The sequence below is a fragment of the Eubacterium sp. Marseille-QA0814 genome, assembly GCF_965119675.1.
Classification (GTDB): domain Bacteria; phylum Bacillota; class Clostridia; order Lachnospirales; family Lachnospiraceae; genus Eubacterium_G.
Map to the genome: position 1 here is coordinate 387,574 of NZ_CBCPMG010000001.1, position 18,916 is coordinate 406,489.

Sequence of the window (18,916 nt, forward strand, 5' to 3'; positions counted from 1 at the left end):
GGTATATTATGAATATCAGAGAGAAAAATGAAAAAATGGAAATGGAATATTTAAGTCTTTACGCAGCGAAGAGCTGTGAGAGTATGGGTAGGGACAGAGAAGAGGCTCAATGTGACATAAGAACTGTCTATCAAAGAGATAGGGACAGAATTATACATTGTAAGGCTTTTAGAAGACTGAAACACAAAACACAGGTTTTTCTGGCACCAATGGGAGATCATTATAGAACAAGATTAACCCACACATTGGAAGTGTCTCAGATTGCAAGAACTATTTCAAAGTCCTTAGATTTAAATGAGGATTTAACTGAAGCAATTGCTTTGGGACATGATTTAGGTCATACACCATTTGGTCATGCAGGAGAGAGAACTTTAAATAAAGTCTGTTCATTAGGTTTTGCACATGCAAAGCAAAGTATCAGAGTGGTTGAAGTTTTAGAAAATAATGGTTTAGGACTTAATCTTACAAAAGAAGTTCGTGATGGAATACTTAATCACAGAACGTCAGGTACTCCACATACTTTAGAAGGCAAGGTTGTAAGACTGTCAGATAAGATTGCCTATATTAATCACGACATAGATGATGCCATAAGAGGCAAAATCATAACTGAAAATGATATTCCTAAGGCTTATACAGAGATTTTAGGAAAGTCTACAAAAGAACGATTAAACACTTTAGTTCACGATATAGTGAAGAATAGCTATGATAAGCCGGATATATTAATGTCCCAAGAGATAGAGGAAGCAATGATGGGGCTTAGACAATATATGTTTGAGAGTGTATATACCAATCCGGTTGCAAAAATAGAAGAAATAAAAGTAAAAGAAATGTTAAAACAACTATTTTATTATTACTTAGACAACATAGAATATTTACCACCTGAATATAAATACCTTATTAATGAAAAAGGTGAGAACAAAGAGCAGGTGGTGTGTGATTACATAGCAGGAATGAGTGACCAGTATTCTGTTGCTGCTTTTAAGAAAATATTTATTCCAAAGTCTTGGGAACTTTAAAATAGCTTACGGAGGAAAAATTGTTTTATTCAGAAGATATTATAGAGCAGGTAAGAACTGAAAACGATATAGTAGAAGTAATAGGTGATTATGTAAAATTACAAAAAAAGGGAAGCTCATATTTTGGACTTTGTCCTTTTCATAACGAAAAATCACCTTCTTTTTCTGTGTCTCCTAATAAACAGATGTATTATTGTTTTGGATGTGGTGAAGGTGGAAATGTAATATCTTTTTTGATGAAATATGAAAATTACACCTTTATTGAGGCAATGGAAGTTTTGGCTAATAGAGCCGGAGTTGAACTTCCGAAGATGGAATACTCAAAAGAGCAGAGAAGAGAAAAAGATTTAAAAACAAAAATAATAGAAATTAACACAGAAGCAGCCAAGTATTTTCACTATCTTCTAAAATCAGACAGAGGAAAACTTGCATATAATTACTTAAAGGGACGTCAGTTATCAGATGAGATTATTGTCAAATTTGGCTTAGGCTATTCTGATAAATACAGTAACAATCTCTATATGTATTTAAAGAAAAAAGGCTATAATGATAATGAATTACGTGAAACAGGCTTGTTTACTTACGATGAAAAAAGAGGTGTTACAGACAAGTTTTGGAATCGTGTAATGTTTCCGATTATGGATGCAAATAACAGGGTTATTGCTTTTGGTGGAAGAGTTATGGGAGATGCAAAGCCAAAATACTTAAATTCTCCGGAAACCAAAGTTTTTGATAAGAGCAGAAACCTTTATGGACTAAATGTTGCCAGGTCTTCCAGAAAAGATTATTTCTTAATTTGTGAAGGCTACATGGATGTTATTAGTTTACATCAGGCAGGTTTTAACAATGCAGTTGCAGCCCTTGGAACAGCTTTTACACAAAGACATGCAACTTTAATAAAAAGATACGTCAAGGAAGTTGTTTTAACTTTTGACAGTGACGAGGCAGGTATTAAGGCAGCATTAAGAGCAATTCCTTATTTAAGGGATGCAGGGCTTGCAATAAAAGTTCTTAACATGAAACCCTACAAAGATCCTGATGAGTTTATAAAGGCATTAGGCAGGGATGCTTACGAAGAAAGAATTAAGAATGCAACTAATTTCTTTATATTCCAGGTTGAGCAGGAACAGAAGAAATACAATTTAAATGATCCACAGGAAAAAACAGCTTTCCACAAGCAGGTAGCTGAAATGCTGTTGGAATTTAAAGACGAAATAGAAAGAGACAATTATTTAGATTCTGTTTGTTCTATTTTCAAAATTCCAAAAGAAGGTTTGTCTAAATTAGTTAAAAAGATTGGTCTTACTTATGTTGGAAAAGAAGAAAAAGTTGAAAAGGAGCCTGCAGTTTCAAAGCAGACAAAGAAAGAAGATGCACCAATAAGTGCTCAAAGAATTTTGCTGGCATATTTACTTGATAAAAATAATTGGTTTATGAAAGTGGCTCAGGTTATCTCGCCAAAAGATTTTGTAGACCCTTTTTACAATAAGGTGGCATCACTGTTTTGGGAACAGATGGAGAGCGGTCAGGGAAAACCTGCACAGATAATGAATTATTTTGAAGATGAAGAAGAACATAAGAAGGTTGCCCAGTTATTTGTTTCTCCAATTAGGGCTAATTTAAGCCTTGATGAGCAGGAGAGAGCAATTAATGATGCTGTTCATAAAATAAAAAAAGAAAGTCTTGATTACAGGGCAAGAAACGCTACAGATATTTCTGACCTTCAGAATATTATAAAAGAACAAAGTATGTTACAAAAAATACACATTACATTAAGTTAGGAAAATATATGTTATCAAAAAGATTGCAGACAGTAGCCGGTATGGTTACAAAAGGAAATATAATTGCAGATATAGGCACAGACCATGGGTATGTGCCTATTTATCTGGTGGAAGAAAACATAACAGATAAGGCGTATGCCATGGACATCAATCAGGGACCTTTAGACATTGCAAACAAACATATTAAGGAAAAAGGTCTTGAGCAAAAAATAATAACAATTCTTTCAAATGGCATGGAAAAGCTAAAGGATAATATGATTGATACCGCAGTCATAGCCGGTATGGGTGGCGATTTGATTGTATCAATACTTGAAAATGGAAAGAGCATAAAAGGAATAAAAGAATTAGTCCTGTCTCCCCATAAAAGAGTCGATTTGGTAAGAAAATATCTGTTAGAAAATAACTGGCAGATTGTTGATGAAGCCATGGTATTTGATGTTGGAAAATATTATACGGTAATAAAAGCTCTGAAATGTGATAAAACAGAAAATGATTATTCAAAAGTTCAATTAGAATATGGCAAATTACTTTTGGAAAATAGAAATCCTGTTTTAAAAGAATATTTGGAAAAAGAGTATAAAAAGTTTTCTAAAATTGCAGAAAATATGAAAAAAGAAAAAAGTGATAATTTGCACAAGGTTGAGGAAATTTTAGAAATGAATCAGGAAGGTAGAAAATATTATGATTGATGTGGAAATTTCAAATGTTGTATACGAATATGAAGACGGAACCACTTTGTACGAAATAGCGAAGGATTTTGGTGACTATTATGAAAATGACATTATACTTGCAGTGTGCAATGGAAAACTTTGTGAATTGTCAAAAGTTTTAATCGATAACAGCAAGGTATCTTTTATTACAACAGCAAATCATATTGGTATGGAATGTTATAGAAGAAGCATGGTTTTTATGATGATAAAAGCCTTTTACAAAATAGCAGACCATAGTGCCTTTGATGATATTTCGGTAGAGTATTCTGTCAGCAAAGGCTATTACTGTAAAATAAATGGCGGCATACAGATTAACAACGAGTTTTTAAGAAAATTAAAAACTGAAATGGATAGTCTGGCTAAACGTGACATGCTTATAACAAAAGAGGTTATGTCAACAGGCAGAGCCATCAGTAAGTTTAAAAGATACAGAATGAAGGATAAGGTTAATTTGTTTAAATACAGAAGAGCTTCATCTGTAAAAATTTACAAAATGGAAGGTTTTGAGGATTATTTTTACGGTTATATGGCATATTCTACAGGTATTCTTAAATATTATAAATTAATCCCATATAACGAAGGTTTTGTACTTCAAATGCCGGTAAAAGAATCTCCAAAACATGTGCCAGAGTTTACACCTCAAAACAAAGTTGTCAAAGCTTTAGAGGAATCAGAAAAGTGGGCGGAAAAGTTAGGTGTTTCAACAATAGGAGAAATTAACGACAAAATAGTAGATGGTTCAATTAACGATATTATGATGATGCAGGAAGCTTTACAGGAAAAGAAAATTGCAGACATCGCATCAGATATTGCGTCAAGGGAAGAAGCTAAGGTTGTGCTAATTGCAGGCCCTTCATCTTCAGGCAAAACTTCTTTTGCTCATAGACTTGCAATACAGCTTATGGCGCAGGGACTTCAGGCACAAATAATATCTACAGATAACTATTTTGTAAACAGAGAAGAGTCTCCAAAGGATGAAAATGGTGAACTTAATTTTGAAGCTTTAGAAGCTGTTGATATTGAGTTATTTAATGACCATATAACTAAGCTTGCAAATGGTGAGACAGTAGAGATGCCCGAGTTTAATTTCGTAACAGGAAAGAGAGAGTTTAATGGAAAGACAATAACTCTCACAGATGATTCGGTTTTAATAATTGAGGGCATACACTGTTTAAATGACAAGTTATCTTACAGTATTCCTGAAGAGAAAAAATACAGAATAGGAGTTAGCGCATTAACACCTATAAATGTTGATGAACATAATAGAATTTCATCTTCTGATTTAAGATTACTTAGAAGAATTGTAAGAGACAGCAGAACAAGAAATATATCAGCTAAAACATCTATTGAAAGATGGAACAAGGTAAGACTAGGAGAGGAAAAATATATTTTTCCATTTCAGGATAGTGCCGATGCAATATTTAATTCTGCAATGGTTTATGAATTATCAGTGTTAAAAGTTTTTGCAGAACCTAAATTGTTTGGCGTACCAAAAGATACAGAGGAATATTTAGAGGCAAAGAGACTTCTTAAGTTCTTAGATTATATTTTGGGAATACCAAAAGAAAATGTTCCAAGTAATTCAATATTAAGTGAATTTGTTGGAGGAAGTGTATTTCCTGTTTAGATAAGTATTGAATTAATTTTTAAAGTATGATAATTTAGATAATTGTGAGTAAGGTAGATAATCGCTGCTGCTATTGCCGAAAGGACGCAGGAGAGGAAAGTCCGGGCTTCGCAGGGCAGGATGCCGGCTAACGGCCGGTGGAGGTGACTCCCAGGAAAGTGCAACAGAAATTAAACCGCCAGCAATGGTAAGGATGAAATGGTAGTGTAAGAGACTACCGCTTTAATGGTAACATTAAAGGTCAGTGTAAACCCCATCCGAAGCAAGACCGAGCAGAAAGTATTGGTTGCCCGCCAGCTTTCGGGTAGGTTGCTTGAGCTAAGTGGCAACATTTAGCCTAGATAGATGATTATCCAAGACATAACCCGGCTTACAGCCTTACTCATTTTTATTGTTAATCTAATTTCTTTATAAAATTAAACAAAAGTCTGCAGAAATCGTTAGCGGATTTTGAAGCTATTTCAATTACCTCATCGTCAGAAAGTTTATTATCAGAAAGACCGGCAGCTTTGTTGGTGATACAACTTAAACCACAAATTTTTAATCCACAATGACTTCCACATATTGCCTCCATTGAGGTGCTCATACCCACAGCATCAGCTTCGAGCAGTTTGTACATTTTTATTTCTGCAGGAGTTTCGTAGTTTGGCCCCTGAGTTTGAAGATAAACTCCTTCTTTTATAGGAATATTAAGATTAGCTGCACATTCCTTAAGGAGATTTCTTAAGTCAGTGTCGTATATGTTTGAACAGTCTGGAAAACGAGGTCCTAATTCTTCAATGTTATATCCACGTAATGGAGAAGGTACAAATGAAGAAATCTGGTCTTTTATAACCATAAAATCCCCTGGTTCAAAATTCTCATTTATTCCACCGGCAGCATTTGTAATAACAAGTGTTTTTGCCCCTAGAAGTTTCATTATACGAACAGGCATAATAACCTGTTTAGGAGTGTAACCTTCATAGTAGTGCAGTCTGCCATCTGCAATAATTACATTTTTATTTTCAATAGTTCCTATAATAAAACGTCCTTTATGCATTTTGTTAGTGCAGGTAGGAAAATCAGGTAAAGAAGAATAGGAAATCTCAGCATCTATATTAACCATTTTTATAAAAGAATTAAGACCTGAACCTAATATAATTGCTATATCAGGTACTAGGGAAGTCTGTTTCTTAATAATGTTGATATAAGTTTCTAATATGTCTAAATCATTAATCATAATATCCTCCATAAAAAGTGCAAAAAAATGTCTAAAAATATTGTGTATAACCTTGAATATTCATTGTCTATAATGTATCATCTTAATAGCGAAAAATAAATAGTTTTGGAGGGTGAAATGAGATATTTAATTAATCCTCTGGATTTTTCAGTAGAAGAAATAGACAAGTTATTAAGTCTTGCCAATGACATTGAGAAAAACCCAGAAAAGTACAAAGAAGCTTGTAAAGGCAAAAAGTTAGCAACATTGTTCTATGAACCAAGTACAAGAACACGTTTAAGTTTTGAAGCGGCAATGCTTAATTTAGGCGGTAGCGTTCTTGGATTCTCAGAAGCAACATCAAGTTCGGCTTCAAAAGGCGAGAGTGTGGCAGATACAATTAGAATTGTTTCATGCTATGCGGATATTGTGGCAATGAGACATCCAAAGGAAGGAGCAGCTTTAGTAGCAGCAAACAATTCTTCAATACCTGTAATTAATGCAGGGGATGGTGGACATCAGCATCCAACACAGACATTAACTGATTTGTTAACTATTAAATCTTTAAAGGGAAGATTAAACAACATCACCATTGGATTGTGTGGCGACTTGAAATTTGGTAGAACAGTACATTCATTAATCAATGCATTATTAAGATATGACAATGTGAAGTTTGTTCTTATTTCTCCACCGGAATTAAAAGTACCAAAATACATCATTGAGAGAATTGAGGCAGCCGGAGCAGAATATAAGGAAGTTGCCAAATTAGAAGATGTTATTGGCGAGTTAGATTTATTATATATGACAAGAGTACAAAAAGAAAGATTCTTTAACGAAGAAGACTATATCAGATTAAAAGACAGTTTTGTACTTGATAAGAAGAAAATGAAAATGGCAAAAGAAGACATGCTTGTACTTCATCCATTGCCTAGAGTAAATGAAATTTCTGTTGAAGTGGACAAGGATCCTAGAGCAGTATATTTTAAACAGGCACAATATGGAGTGTATGTAAGAATGGCACTTATTTTAACATTATTGGAGGTAAAGGATGCTTAACATTGATTCAATAAACAACGGTTTTGTATTAGACCACATTCAGGCAGGAAGAGCAATGGCAATTTGTCATTATTTGAATTTAGATGAGTTAGATTGTCAGGTGGCAATTATAAAAAATGCCCGCAGTGGAAAAATGGGCAGGAAAGACATTATCAAGGTTGAAGGTTCATTAGATGATATTGTTGATTTTGACGTATTAGGATTTGTAGACCATAACATTACAATTGATATTATCAAGGATGGAAAGCTGGTTGAAAAAAGAGAAGTTAAACTTCCAGAAAAAATCGTAAATGTTTTACATTGCAAGAACCCAAGATGCATCACATCAATTGAGCAGGAACTTGATGACGTATTTATTTTAACAGACAAGAAGAATGGTCTCTATAGTTGCCAGTATTGTGAAGAGCAGCAGGGTAAGTTATGGGAGAATATTAAAAGTAAATAGAATTTAATATAAACTATTTCAAGAAGAAATCACTGTTTCTGACGGTGATTTCTTTTTTTAGAGAAAAAAGTGTCGTTCATTCCAAAAAAAGTACCGTTTATCCCAAAAGTGAAAAAACAGGTGAAAGTATGTTATAGTATTTATGAAAAGAAAAATTTAATTAAGTGTTATTTTATACTGATATAATTTATTGTGACAGTTGCTTATAAAATAAATTGGGAGGGAGGATAAAAATACTAAAATTATAAAATGACATTGTGTTTATTAAGCATAAATGTAATGAATATAAGTATAGAAAACAAAGTTGGAGGTAAGAATATGAAGGCAAAATTAAATTCAAAAATTTTAATTAGTGCGTTATTATCTTTTTCAATGATAGTAATGTTGCTATCAGGAGTTAGGGCTACAGAGAATGAAACCTTAACATCATCAAATTGGGAGTATGTTGTAAATGGCGAAAATGTATACATAATGAAGTACACAGGCACAGAAGAAGATGTGGTTGTACCAGCAGTAATCGATGGAAAGAAAGTTGTATCCATTGGAGAAGATACATTTACAGACTGCAAAACATTAAAGAATATTACACTATCTGAGAATATAAAAAATATTGAAAGCAATTCAAGGGAAGCATTTCCTTGTTTTAATGGATGCGACAACTTGAAAAATATTATTGTTGATGAAAATAACAGTGAATTTTCCAGCAAAGATGGAGTTTTATATAGCAAAAACAAAGAAGTAATTCTTTTGTATCCAAGAGGTAAAAACGTAGCAGAATTTGTTATACCTGAGCATGTAAAATATTTAGGCAGAAAAGTGTTTAGCAAATGCGAAAATCTGAAAAGGGTAAGCATTGCTAATGGTATTAAAGATTTAAGTGATGGAGTCTTTGAAGGCTGTAGTAGCCTTGAAAGTATTAATATACCTGAAAGCCTTGAAAGCATTGGTGTATGTGCCTTTAGTGGCTGTGAAAGTTTGAAGGATATTGTAATTCCTAATGGAACAAAAAGTATAGGCATATATGCATTTTCTAATTGTAAAAGCCTTAAAGAAATAGCAATTCCATCAACTGTTGAATCCCTTGCAGAAACAAATGACGGAAATATGGTTGAAGGAATTAATGGCAAAAATGCAAGTGTTAGTTCTTGTTTTGCAGGCTGCACATCTTTGGAAAAGATAACATTAGACAGTAAAAATAAAAAATATGCCAGTGAAAATGGTATGCTTTTTAATAAGGACAAAACACACCTTTTATGTTATCCAGCTGCAATGCAAGGCATAGAAGTTATAGTAAAAACAGGTGTTAAAACAATTGCAAAAAATACTTTTTGCGAAAATAAAAACATACAACGAATAAAATTCCCAATAACTGTTACAAAAGTTGAAGATGGAGCAGTTAATAATTGCAGTAATTTAGAAAAAGTTACTTTTTGCGGAAATAAACCAAATGATTTGGGCAAATTTGTTTTAGGTAAAGATGATGTTGTAATATGGTATTCCAACAAATACAAAAATAGTTGGAGCAACTATAATTTATACAAAAAGCAAGAGTACATTGAGCCACGTAGAACATGCATTGGTATGCCTACACCTGTTCGTTCTGTTAAAAAAATAAAACTTAATAAAAAGAAATTAGTGTTAAAGAAGGGCAAAAAATATAAACTTAAATATACTATTACACCTAGCAAGGCTACAAATAAAATGGTGACATGGAAAACTACAAATAAAAAAATCGCAAAAGTGTCAAAGGGAAAAGTAAAGGCACTAAAAAAAGGAAAATGCTACATTGTGGTAAGAACAAAAGACGGTGGGAAAAAAGCCAAGTGCAAAGTAATAGTTAAATAAACTGTTTGTAGCGATTTACATAGGATATTATACTAAGACTTTTATTTATAAAAATATTTATTACATTGTTTGTAAAAATGTAACAAAAAATGACAAAAAGCTCAAAATGTATTGCCGCTAAAATAGTATATTGATATACTAAATGAGAAAATTATGAAATACGGAGGATGAAGAAATGTATTGCAAAAATTGTGGAAAAGAAATTGATGATTTGGCAGTTGTATGTCCTAATTGTGGAGTGGCAACAGATAATAATCAGCCGGCTTCTGATGATACAGGAAGCATAGGATGGGGATTGTTAGGATGTTGTATTCCAATTGTAGGATTGATTTTGTTTTTGGTATGGAGAGATACTAAGCCTAAAAATTCAAAAGCAGCAGGAATCGGAGCATTAGTTAGTGTTTGCGTTTCAGTATTATGGTACATAATAATGGTTGTTGTTGGAGTTGGAGCAGGAGTAGCTTTTGGCGTATAAAATGAAACAGTGGTTTTATAAATGGCTACCAATTATTTTTGGCTGCCATAGACGTTCAGATCGTTCTTTTTTCTATAAAGGAAAACAGTTTCCAATATGCGCAAGATGTACAGGTGAACTTGCTGGTATGATATGTGCAATATTTGGATGTTATTTTCTAATAAATATTCATATATGTGTTTGGGTTGCACTTTTATGCCCACTAATAATTGACGGCGTTATTCAGGCAAAAACAAAATACGAAAGTACAAATACAAGACGTGTAATAACAGGTTTTTTGTTTGGAACGGCATTAATGATGATATTTATTGTTTCAACTAAATATTGCCTAATGATAGGATTTGAATACGGCAGAAAATTAAGATAAAAGAATGAGGCGTTTTGAAAGTTTCAAGATACTATAGAAAGAAAAAGGAATTGGCAATCGCCAATTCCTTTTTTGTGTAATGATAGTCTATTATTGCATAAAAGCGTACAATTATATTTGTTCAAATAGAAAAAAATATAATGGTACGATTCAAGAAGCAAATGCTTATTGTTTATTCCTCATTTTCCGTATCGTATTCAGTTGTTTCATCTTCTTTAGGAGTGACAACAACCTTTACTAAGTCAATTCGTTTTTCGTCCATTTTTATAACTGTTAATTTGCAATTATCAATTACAACACTGTCACCCTTATTAGGAAGGCGGTCAAGATGTTCAATAATAAGACCACCTAATGATTCATAATCTTCTGAGTCAATTTCGGTGCCTAACTGGTCATTAAAATCATCAAGGTTAATAGAACCTTCAACAATATATTCGTTTTCGCCAACAGGTCTGATAACCTGTTCCTCAGCTTCGTCGAATTCATCATGTATATCGCCAATAATTTCTTCCACAATATCTTCTAAAGTAATAAGGCCTTCAGTTTGACCATATTCATCTAAAACGATACACATGCCCGGTTCTTTATTTCTCATTTCCATAAGAAGGTCATTTAATTCTTCTTTTTCGTGAGTGAAGTATGGCTCACGCATGATTTTTGTTATATCGAAATTATTAGGATTAACACCCATTAACATCATGTCTTTAATATTTATAATACCGATTACGTTATCTGAATCTTCCTTGTAAACAGGCATTCTTGTGAATTTGTCTTTTCTAATGACTTTTAATAAATCATTATAGGTAATATCCAAAGGAACCATTGTAATGTCAACTTTTGGTATCATAATATCTTTAGCACATGTATCACCAAAATCGAAAACGTTGTTAATCATATCCATTTCGTCTTCTTCAATTATGCCTTCTTCCTGACTAACACCAACTAAAGTTCTAAGTTCATCTTCAGTAATTGATTTAGAATTTAAATTAACATTAACTCTAAAAAGTTTTAAGAATAAACTTGAGAATAAATTTAAAACAAAAATAATAGGTGTAAGTACAATCATAAAGAAATTAATTGGTTTAGCATAAGCTAGAGCAATTGAATCAGCATAAATTGAGGCAACTGTCTTAGGAATAATTTCTCCGAAAATAATAATTACAAGTGTAAGAATACCAACGCCAATACTAACAATCCAACTTACGTTAAAAACACTTTGCATAAAAATTGTTGTTAAAGAAGAAGCGGCAATATTTACAATATTATTTCCAATTAAAATTGTACTAAGCATTTTTCTTGAATTACCTAAAATCTTATCAAGAATAATGGCTTGTTTGTTGCCTTCCTCCACAAGCATTCTAAGTCTTACCTTGTTAGTAGTGGTAAGAGCTGTTTCGGCTGAGGAAAAAAACGCCGAGAATAATAATAAAATAAGTAATACGCATAGCAGAGCTATGTCACTGGGTCCCATAACTTTCTCCTTATAAATTAATAATATTTCAAGTCCCTGACTTGTTAAGGAAGATTTTACATAATGAACCTGTTAAAGTCAAGAATTGGTAATAAATTATATTGCCCACAAATATAATTTATTATAAAAATATTTGGAGGGGAGAATACCTAAATTCTGATTACGGTCTTTCAATGTCAATACCATTATTAAAAAAGTACAGGTAGAATAAGGCATTTTGACACTGTAATAAAATAAAGAAAAAATGAAAAAAGGAGTAAAATGGACAAAATTATTTTATCTTTTTTAAAAGACTTACTTTTAGAAATGATTGTAAGTTTTGTGATAATAGTAGCAGTTGCATTTATTGTTTTAAAAATCTCACCAGCCTATAGCACCATACAAATTTTAATTCTTGCTACATATGTCATAGCTACCTTTGCAGGAGGTTATGTAATAGGAAAAGTTATGGATAAATGGAAGTTTATGTGGGGAGCCATATCAGGTCTCATATATGCTGTTGTCATAGTTTTAGTTTCGATAATAGTGAACGGTCAAATTAATAGTGAAACTATAGGAATTATAAAATTAGTACTGGCATCTGTAGGGGGTGGAACCCTCGGAGGAATGGTTAGCTAAAAAAACGTTTGAAAAAAACGTTTTATGTGTTATAATACCATAAGAATTATGCGTAAGTATCTTTTTACGCAAATAAGTATTGGAGGAAAACCATGAAACATATCAAAACATTAAATCAGAAAACATTAAAGGACACAATGAAAAAAGGCGGTTGTGGTGAATGTCAGACATCATGTCAGTCAGCTTGCAAGACATCATGTACAGTAGGAAACCAGACTTGCGAAAACAAATAATTTAATATTGATTATTTTACACTATAACAGAGTTGAGCACTCAACTCTGTTATAGTGCGTTAAAAAGGGAGGAAAATTACAGTGATTCATCAATATAAAAGCAATGGGTACAATATTGTATTAGATGTCAACAGTGGAGCGGTTCATGTTGTTGATGATGTTACATACGATGTTATAGAATTGTTTGAAAAACTTGATGCTGAAGCTATAATTTCAGAACTTAGCTCAAAGTACAAAGAAGAAGAGATAAGAGAAGTTATTGACGAAGTTGAACAGTTGAAGAAAGATGGACAGTTGTTTACTGAGGATATATATCAGCCTTTCGTAGAAAAGTTTAAGGAAACACGTCAGACAGTAGTTAAGGCTCTATGTTTACATATAGCTCATGATTGTAACTTAGCATGCAAGTATTGTTTTGCAGAAGAAGGTGAATACCATGGCCGTAGAGAATTAATGAGTTTTGAAGTGGGTAAGAAAGCTTTAGACTTTTTAGTAGCAAATTCAGGAAACAGAGTTAATCTGGAAGTTGACTTTTTTGGTGGCGAACCATTAATGAACTGGGATGTTGTAAAGCAGTTAGTTGAATACGGTCGTTCACTTGAAGAACCAAATAACAAGAAATTCAGATTTACATTAACTACAAATGGTGTTTTATTAAATGACGAGATAATGGAATATCTCAATAAAGAAATGTCAAATGTAGTTTTAAGTTTAGATGGTAGAAAAGAAGTAAATGACAGAATGAGACCTTTTAGAACAGGTAAAGGTAGTTATGACCTTATTGTTCCAAAGTTTCAGAAACTTGCAGATAGCCGAAATCAGACAAACTATTATGTAAGAGGTACATTTACAAGAGATAATTTAGATTTTTCTGAAGATGTGAAGCATTTTGCAGACTTAGGATTTAAACAAATGTCTATTGAACCGGTTGTTGGACCGGAGGAAGATTCATACTCTATAAGAGAAGAAGATTTACCTAAAATTATGGAAGAGTACGATAAATTAGCTCTTGAATATATTAAGAGGGAAAAAGAAGGTAATGGCTTTAACTTTTTCCATTTTATGATTGATTTAAATCAGGGACCATGTGTTTATAAGAGATTATCAGGATGTGGTTCAGGTACGGAATACTTAGCAGTTACACCTTGGGGAGATTTTTATCCATGTCATCAGTTTGTTGGCAATGAAGATTTCTTAATGGGGAATGTAAATGACGGAATCGTTAGAAACGATATAGTTGAAACATTTGGTGATTGCAACGTATATTCAAAAGAAAAGTGCAAAAACTGTTTTTCAAAATTTTATTGTAGTGGTGGATGTGCAGCAAACTCATACAATTTTCACGGTACAATAAATGATGCCTATGACATAGGTTGTGAAATGCAGAAAAAAAGAGTGGAATGCTCAATAATGATAAAGGCAGCTTTAGCGGATGCTGACTAAGAAAGAGGTAAAAGATGAAAATTAAGATGAACAAAACAAAGGGAATAATAGCATTTATTATTTCTCTTGCCGTACTTGCTTTTGCAGGATACGTTATTATGTTTGGTATAGGGGATCGCGGCCAGGCAAAGTACATTACTCAGGGTCTTGACTTAAAGGGTGGTGTAAGTATTACATATCAGGTAGCAGAATCTGATAAAAGTAATTTGACAGCAGATACTTTAGAAAAAACAAGAGCAAAACTTGAAAAGAGAATTGCTGCATTTAGTACAGAAGCAACAGCGTATAAAGCAGGAGAAGACAGAATTACTGTTGAAATTCCAGGTGCATACGATGCTGATGAAGTATTAGATGAATTAGGAAAACCGGGTATTTTATATTTCTGTACAGCTGCAAAGAGTGGGTACACACCAACAAAGGCTGAATTAAAGAATAAGAAATACATTAAGGTAGATAAGAGTTATTATCAGGTATGGTTAACAGGTGATACAGTAGCCAGTGCTGAAGGACAGGCTACAACAAACGATAAAGGTGTAAATGAAAACATCGTAAGTTTACAGTTTAACTCAGAAGGAACAAAGGCTTTTGGTGAAATGACAAGTTCTCATGTTGGCGAACAGTCATTTATCATTTATGATGATGAAGTTTTAAGTGCTCCAAATATTCAGGCTGCCATTACAGGTGGACAGGCACAGATTACAGGTGATTTCACATTAAAAGAAGCTCAGACACTTGCTACAAACATCGGTATTGGTTCTTTGGAAGTACAGCTTGATGAATTAAGCCATAGCGTTCAGAGTGCTAACTTAGGTAGTGATGCTTTATCAAAGAGTATTCAGGCAGGTATCGTTGGTTTTATTATAATTATTTTATTCTTATTATTTGTATATAGAATTCCAGGTTTAGCTGCAGGCTTGGCTTTAATATCATACATTGAGTTAATGCTTTTAGCACTTAACGGATTTGACTTAACACTTACATTACCTGGTATTGCAGGTATTATCCTTAACATTGGTATGGCGGTAGATGCCAACGTAATTATTTATGCCCGTATTAGAGAAGAAATTGCGGCAGGTAAGAATGTTAAGAGTGCTATTGGAATAGGATTTAAGAAAGCAACATCAGCAATCGTTGACGGTAACGTTACAACATTTATTGCTGCATTAGTATTATGGATTAAGGGTTCAGGTACAGTTCAGGGATTCGCAACAACTCTTATGATTGGTATTTTCATCCAGTTATTTACATCTCTTGTAGTTTCAAGAGGTCTTGTATGGATGCTTTACTACATGGGATTCCAGAAGCCTGTATTCTACGGAAAAGAAAGAGTTAAGAAAACAATTAAATTTATTGAAAAGAGAAAAATTTGGTTCTCAATTTCTATTATTGTAATTGTAATTGGAATTGGCGGTATTATCTTTAACTCAGCTAAAGGTAACGGCCCATTTGATTTCAGTATTGAATTTAAGGGTGGTACATCAATTCAGGTACAGTTTGATAAGGACTACACAATTGATGAATTTAATAAGGATGTAAAACCTGCTATCGCAGATTTACTTTCAACAAACGATATTCAGGCTCAGAAGGATACAAATACAAAGGGCTTATTCACAATCAAGACGAAGAAGCTTGAAGGTGAAGAAATGACTAAGTTTAAAGACTTATTAATTAGCAAATATCAGGCTAAAGACGACAAGCAGAACTTTAATGATACAGAAATTTCAGATACAATCAGTTCTGAAATGAAAACAGATGCTGTTGTTGCAACAGTTATAGCAACAATTTGTATGTTAATTTATATTTGGTTCAGATTTAAGAATGTACATTTTGCTTTAGCAGCCGTTATAGCTTTATTACATGACGTACTTATTGTTGTAGGTTTCTATGGTTTATCAAGAGTAACAGTAGGAACAACATTTATTGCATGCTTACTTACAATTGTAGGTTACTCAATTAACGCTACAATCGTAATCTTCGATAGAATTAGAGAAAACAAGGCTGTAATGAAACGTGAAGATACAATGATTGATACTATTAATCAGAGTATTACACAGACTCTTACAAGAAGTATCTATACTTCACTTACAACATTTATAATGGTATTTATGATTTTTGTAATGGGTGTATCATCTATTAGAGAATTTACATTACCATTAATGGTAGGTATTGTAGCTGGTGCTTACTCATCAGTATTTGTTACAGGTTCTTTATGGTATATTATGAAGGGTAAGAAATACGATAAATAATTAAGGTTTTATTGAGCGGTATCATCTATTGGATGGTGCCGCTTTTCTTACTTTAAATGGTGATTTTTATTATGAATGAAAAGTGGTTTCTACAGACAAAAAAAGCAGATTTTAATGGTATTGCAAAGAAATATAACATTAGCCCTATTACAGCAAGATTAATGAGAAACAGGGATGTTATATCTGAAAAAGAAATAAATCAATATCTTAACGGAACTATAAATGAAATAAGCTCTCCATGGCTATTTAAGGACATGGACAAGGCAGTTAATATTTTAAGTATAAAAATAAATAATGAAAATAAAATCAGAATTATATGCGACTATGATGTTGATGGTATATGTTCCGGCTATATTTTACATACCTGTTTAAAGTATTTAGGCGCTGATGTGGATGTGGTTGTCCCACATAGAATTGAAGATGGCTATGGAATTAATGAAAGGTTAATACAGCAGGCATACGACCAGGGCGTTGATACTATTGTTACATGTGATAATGGTATTGCTGCCATAAAACAGATAGAATATGCAAAAGAATTAGGAATGACGGTTGTTGTAACTGATCATCATGAAATCGTTTTTGAAGAAAGTAATGGCGAAAAAAAATATATCTTGCCCAATGCAGATGCAATAGTTAATCACAAGCAAATAGACTGTCAATATCCATTTAAAGAATTGTGCGGTGCCATGGTGGCATTTCAGTTTATGCGCGCTCTATTTGAAAATATGCATGTAAGCGAAAGATTTATATTAAAATTATTACCCTATGGTGCTATGGCAACTGTGTGTGATGTGGTAGAATTAAAGGGCGAAAACAGAATAATTGTTAAAGAAGGTTTAGAAGCTTTAAAAACAAATAATGATATAGGAATTAATGCTTTGATTAATCAGTGTAAGTTAAATAAAAAGAACCTTGATTCCTATCATTTTGGATTTGTACTTGGACCATGTTTAAATGCTAGTGGCAGACTTGATACCGCAAAAAAAGCAATGGATTTGCTTGAATGTGAAGACGAAAAACATGCAGAAGTTTTAGCAGAAGCCTTGAAAAAATTAAATGATGAAAGAAAAGATTTAACAGAAAAAGGAACTAAAGAAGCTATTGAAAAAGCAGAACAGTTAGATGATTCAGTTTTGGTTATATATTTAGAACATTGCCATGAAAGTATTGCCGGAATTATTGCAGGTCGTGTAAGGGAAAAATATAATAAACCAACTATTGTTTTAACAGATGCCGTTGAAGGTGTAAAAGGCTCCGGCCGTTCCATTGAAGAATATGACATGTACGCTGAACTTACTAAGGTAAAAGAATTGTTTACTAAGTTTGGTGGTCATAAAATGGCTGCAGGTGTGTCCCTTCCAAAAGAAAATATAGATATTTTAAGAAAAAAGCTAAATGAAAATTGTAATTTAACTCAAGAAGATTTATATTTAAAGGTGTGGATTGATATGCAACTGCCCCTTGAATATGTTACAATGAATATGATACAGGAGTTAAGTATTATCAAACCATTTGGTAAAGGTAATGAAAAGCCAATATTTGCTGAAAAGCATTTAAAAATAAATAAATTACAAATATTGGGTAAGAATGGTAACGTATTGAAGCTTACCATTACAAATAGCAGTTCATATACAATGACTGCAATGATTTTTAGCCGTGTTATTGATTTTATGGAATTTTTAAAAAATAAATTCGGTCAGGAAGAAATTAACAAGGCTTTAGTAGGGGAGAAAAACAACATTGAGATAATGGCTACATATTACCCAACAATAAACGAATTTAACGGTAATAGCCAAATACAAATCGTAATTGACAGATTTTGCTAAAAGCATTCATAAGGAGGACAAGAAGAATGAATGAAGTAGAAAAATATATTAGAAGTATACCGGATTTCCCTGAACCTGGAATTATCTTTAGAGATATTACAACAGTAACACAGGATCCAAAGGGATTAAAGATTGCTATAGATTCAATGTTGGACAAGATTAAAGATATAGATTTTGACGTAATCGTTGGTTTAGAGGCAAGAGGTTTTATATTTGGAATGCCTTTAGCTTACTTACTTGGAAAATCATTTGTATTAGTTAGAAAAAAAGGTAAATTACCTTGTAAGACAATTTCAGAAAGCTATGATTTAGAATATGGAAAAGCTGAAATTGAGATGCATATAGATTCAATTAAACCGGGTCAGAAAGTTATTTTAGTCGATGACTTAATTGCCACAGGTGGTACAATTGAAGCAGCTATTAAGTTAGTTGAAAAATTAGGAGGAGAAGTTGTAGACAACCTGTTTTTAGTTGAACTGGCAGGACTTAAAGGAAGAGAAAAACTTTCAAAATATAGAGTAGATGCAGTAGTAACATACGATGGAAAATAAAAAGGATT

General features: G+C 32.7%; 17 protein-coding genes and 1 other RNA gene. 16 read left to right on the forward strand and 2 right to left on the reverse strand.

The window, feature by feature from the left end; all coding sequences use genetic code 11:
- Positions 1-8: 8 nt before the first annotated feature.
- From ACQY63_RS01805 to rnpB, 5 genes are all read left to right on the forward strand, one after another.
- A complete protein-coding gene (locus ACQY63_RS01805) occupies positions 9-1,016 on the forward strand; it encodes a deoxyguanosinetriphosphate triphosphohydrolase (protein WP_022165608.1) in 1,008 nt (335 codons plus the stop codon).
- A 20-nt stretch (positions 1,017-1,036) separates the two neighbouring features.
- A complete protein-coding gene (dnaG, locus tag ACQY63_RS01810; RefSeq protein WP_428244628.1) occupies positions 1,037-2,797 on the forward strand; it encodes a DNA primase in 1,761 nt (586 codons plus the stop codon).
- Between the two features lie 8 nt (positions 2,798-2,805).
- A complete protein-coding gene (locus ACQY63_RS01815; protein ID WP_022165606.1) occupies positions 2,806-3,486 on the forward strand; it encodes a tRNA (adenine(22)-N(1))-methyltransferase in 681 nt (226 codons plus the stop codon).
- A complete protein-coding gene (locus ACQY63_RS01820) occupies positions 3,479-5,134 on the forward strand; it encodes a nucleoside kinase (protein ID WP_290987966.1) in 1,656 nt (551 codons plus the stop codon). The genes ACQY63_RS01815 and ACQY63_RS01820 overlap by 8 nt, the downstream gene beginning before the upstream one ends.
- A gap of 45 nt (positions 5,135-5,179) precedes the next feature.
- Positions 5,180-5,523: RNase P RNA component class A (gene rnpB, locus ACQY63_RS01825), an RNA gene on the forward strand.
- Between the two features lie 5 nt (positions 5,524-5,528).
- Here the strand turns inward: rnpB and ACQY63_RS01830 are convergent.
- The gene (locus tag ACQY63_RS01830; protein ID WP_022165925.1) at positions 5,529-6,353 is read right to left on the reverse strand and encodes a purine-nucleoside phosphorylase; all 825 of its coding nucleotides are present in this window, start codon (positions 6,351-6,353) and stop codon (positions 5,529-5,531) included.
- A gap of 117 nt (positions 6,354-6,470) precedes the next feature.
- On the opposite strand from ACQY63_RS01830, the gene pyrB reads away from it, so the two are divergent.
- From pyrB to ACQY63_RS01855, 5 genes are all read left to right on the forward strand, one after another.
- The gene (pyrB, locus tag ACQY63_RS01835) at positions 6,471-7,388 is read left to right on the forward strand and encodes an aspartate carbamoyltransferase (protein ID WP_022165926.1); all 918 of its coding nucleotides are present in this window, start codon (positions 6,471-6,473) and stop codon (positions 7,386-7,388) included.
- A complete protein-coding gene (locus ACQY63_RS01840; protein WP_022165927.1) occupies positions 7,381-7,833 on the forward strand; it encodes an aspartate carbamoyltransferase regulatory subunit in 453 nt (150 codons plus the stop codon). Before pyrB ends, ACQY63_RS01840 begins: the two co-directional genes overlap by 8 nt.
- Before the next feature lie 318 nt (positions 7,834-8,151).
- Positions 8,152-9,678: a leucine-rich repeat protein gene (locus ACQY63_RS01845; protein WP_022165928.1), complete on the forward strand. Its 1,527-nt coding sequence runs from the start codon at positions 8,152-8,154 to the stop codon at positions 9,676-9,678.
- Between the two features lie 175 nt (positions 9,679-9,853).
- A complete protein-coding gene (locus tag ACQY63_RS01850; protein ID WP_412622394.1) occupies positions 9,854-10,153 on the forward strand; it encodes a zinc-ribbon domain-containing protein in 300 nt (99 codons plus the stop codon).
- Positions 10,143-10,520, forward strand: coding sequence for a DUF2085 domain-containing protein (locus ACQY63_RS01855; protein ID WP_022165929.1), 378 nt, complete (start codon positions 10,143-10,145; stop codon positions 10,518-10,520). Before ACQY63_RS01850 ends, ACQY63_RS01855 begins: the two co-directional genes overlap by 11 nt.
- Before the next feature lie 172 nt (positions 10,521-10,692).
- Here ACQY63_RS01855 and ACQY63_RS01860 read toward each other — a convergent pair whose 3' ends face one another.
- On the reverse strand, positions 10,693-11,991 hold the full coding sequence (locus tag ACQY63_RS01860) for an HlyC/CorC family transporter (protein WP_022165930.1): 1,299 nt from the start codon (positions 11,989-11,991) through the stop codon (positions 10,693-10,695).
- Positions 11,992-12,252: 261 nt separating this feature from the next.
- Between ACQY63_RS01860 and ACQY63_RS01865 the strand changes: the two genes are divergently transcribed.
- The 6 genes from ACQY63_RS01865 to ACQY63_RS01890 all read left to right on the forward strand — a co-directional run bounded on the left by ACQY63_RS01865 (position 12,253) and on the right by ACQY63_RS01890 (position 18,908).
- Positions 12,253-12,609 (forward strand): TIGR04086 family membrane protein, encoded by a 357-nt coding sequence (locus tag ACQY63_RS01865; protein WP_412622397.1) that lies wholly within the window; start codon positions 12,253-12,255, stop codon positions 12,607-12,609.
- 92 nt (positions 12,610-12,701) lie between these two features.
- A complete protein-coding gene (gene scfA / locus ACQY63_RS01870) occupies positions 12,702-12,842 on the forward strand; it encodes a six-cysteine ranthipeptide SCIFF (protein WP_022165931.1) in 141 nt (46 codons plus the stop codon).
- A gap of 81 nt (positions 12,843-12,923) precedes the next feature.
- Positions 12,924-14,285: a thioether cross-link-forming SCIFF peptide maturase gene (gene scfB, locus ACQY63_RS01875; RefSeq protein WP_022165932.1), complete on the forward strand. Its 1,362-nt coding sequence runs from the start codon at positions 12,924-12,926 to the stop codon at positions 14,283-14,285.
- A gap of 14 nt (positions 14,286-14,299) precedes the next feature.
- Entirely contained in the window at positions 14,300-16,531 is a 2,232-nt protein-coding gene (gene secD / locus ACQY63_RS01880) for a protein translocase subunit SecD (protein ID WP_412622399.1), read from the forward strand.
- Positions 16,532-16,602: 71 nt separating this feature from the next.
- On the forward strand, positions 16,603-18,357 hold the full coding sequence (gene recJ / locus ACQY63_RS01885) for a single-stranded-DNA-specific exonuclease RecJ (protein ID WP_022165019.1): 1,755 nt from the start codon (positions 16,603-16,605) through the stop codon (positions 18,355-18,357).
- A 26-nt stretch (positions 18,358-18,383) separates the two neighbouring features.
- Positions 18,384-18,908, forward strand: a complete 525-nt coding sequence (locus tag ACQY63_RS01890; RefSeq protein ID WP_022165018.1) for an adenine phosphoribosyltransferase — start codon at positions 18,384-18,386, stop codon at positions 18,906-18,908.
- The last annotated feature ends 8 nt before the right edge of the window (positions 18,909-18,916 follow it).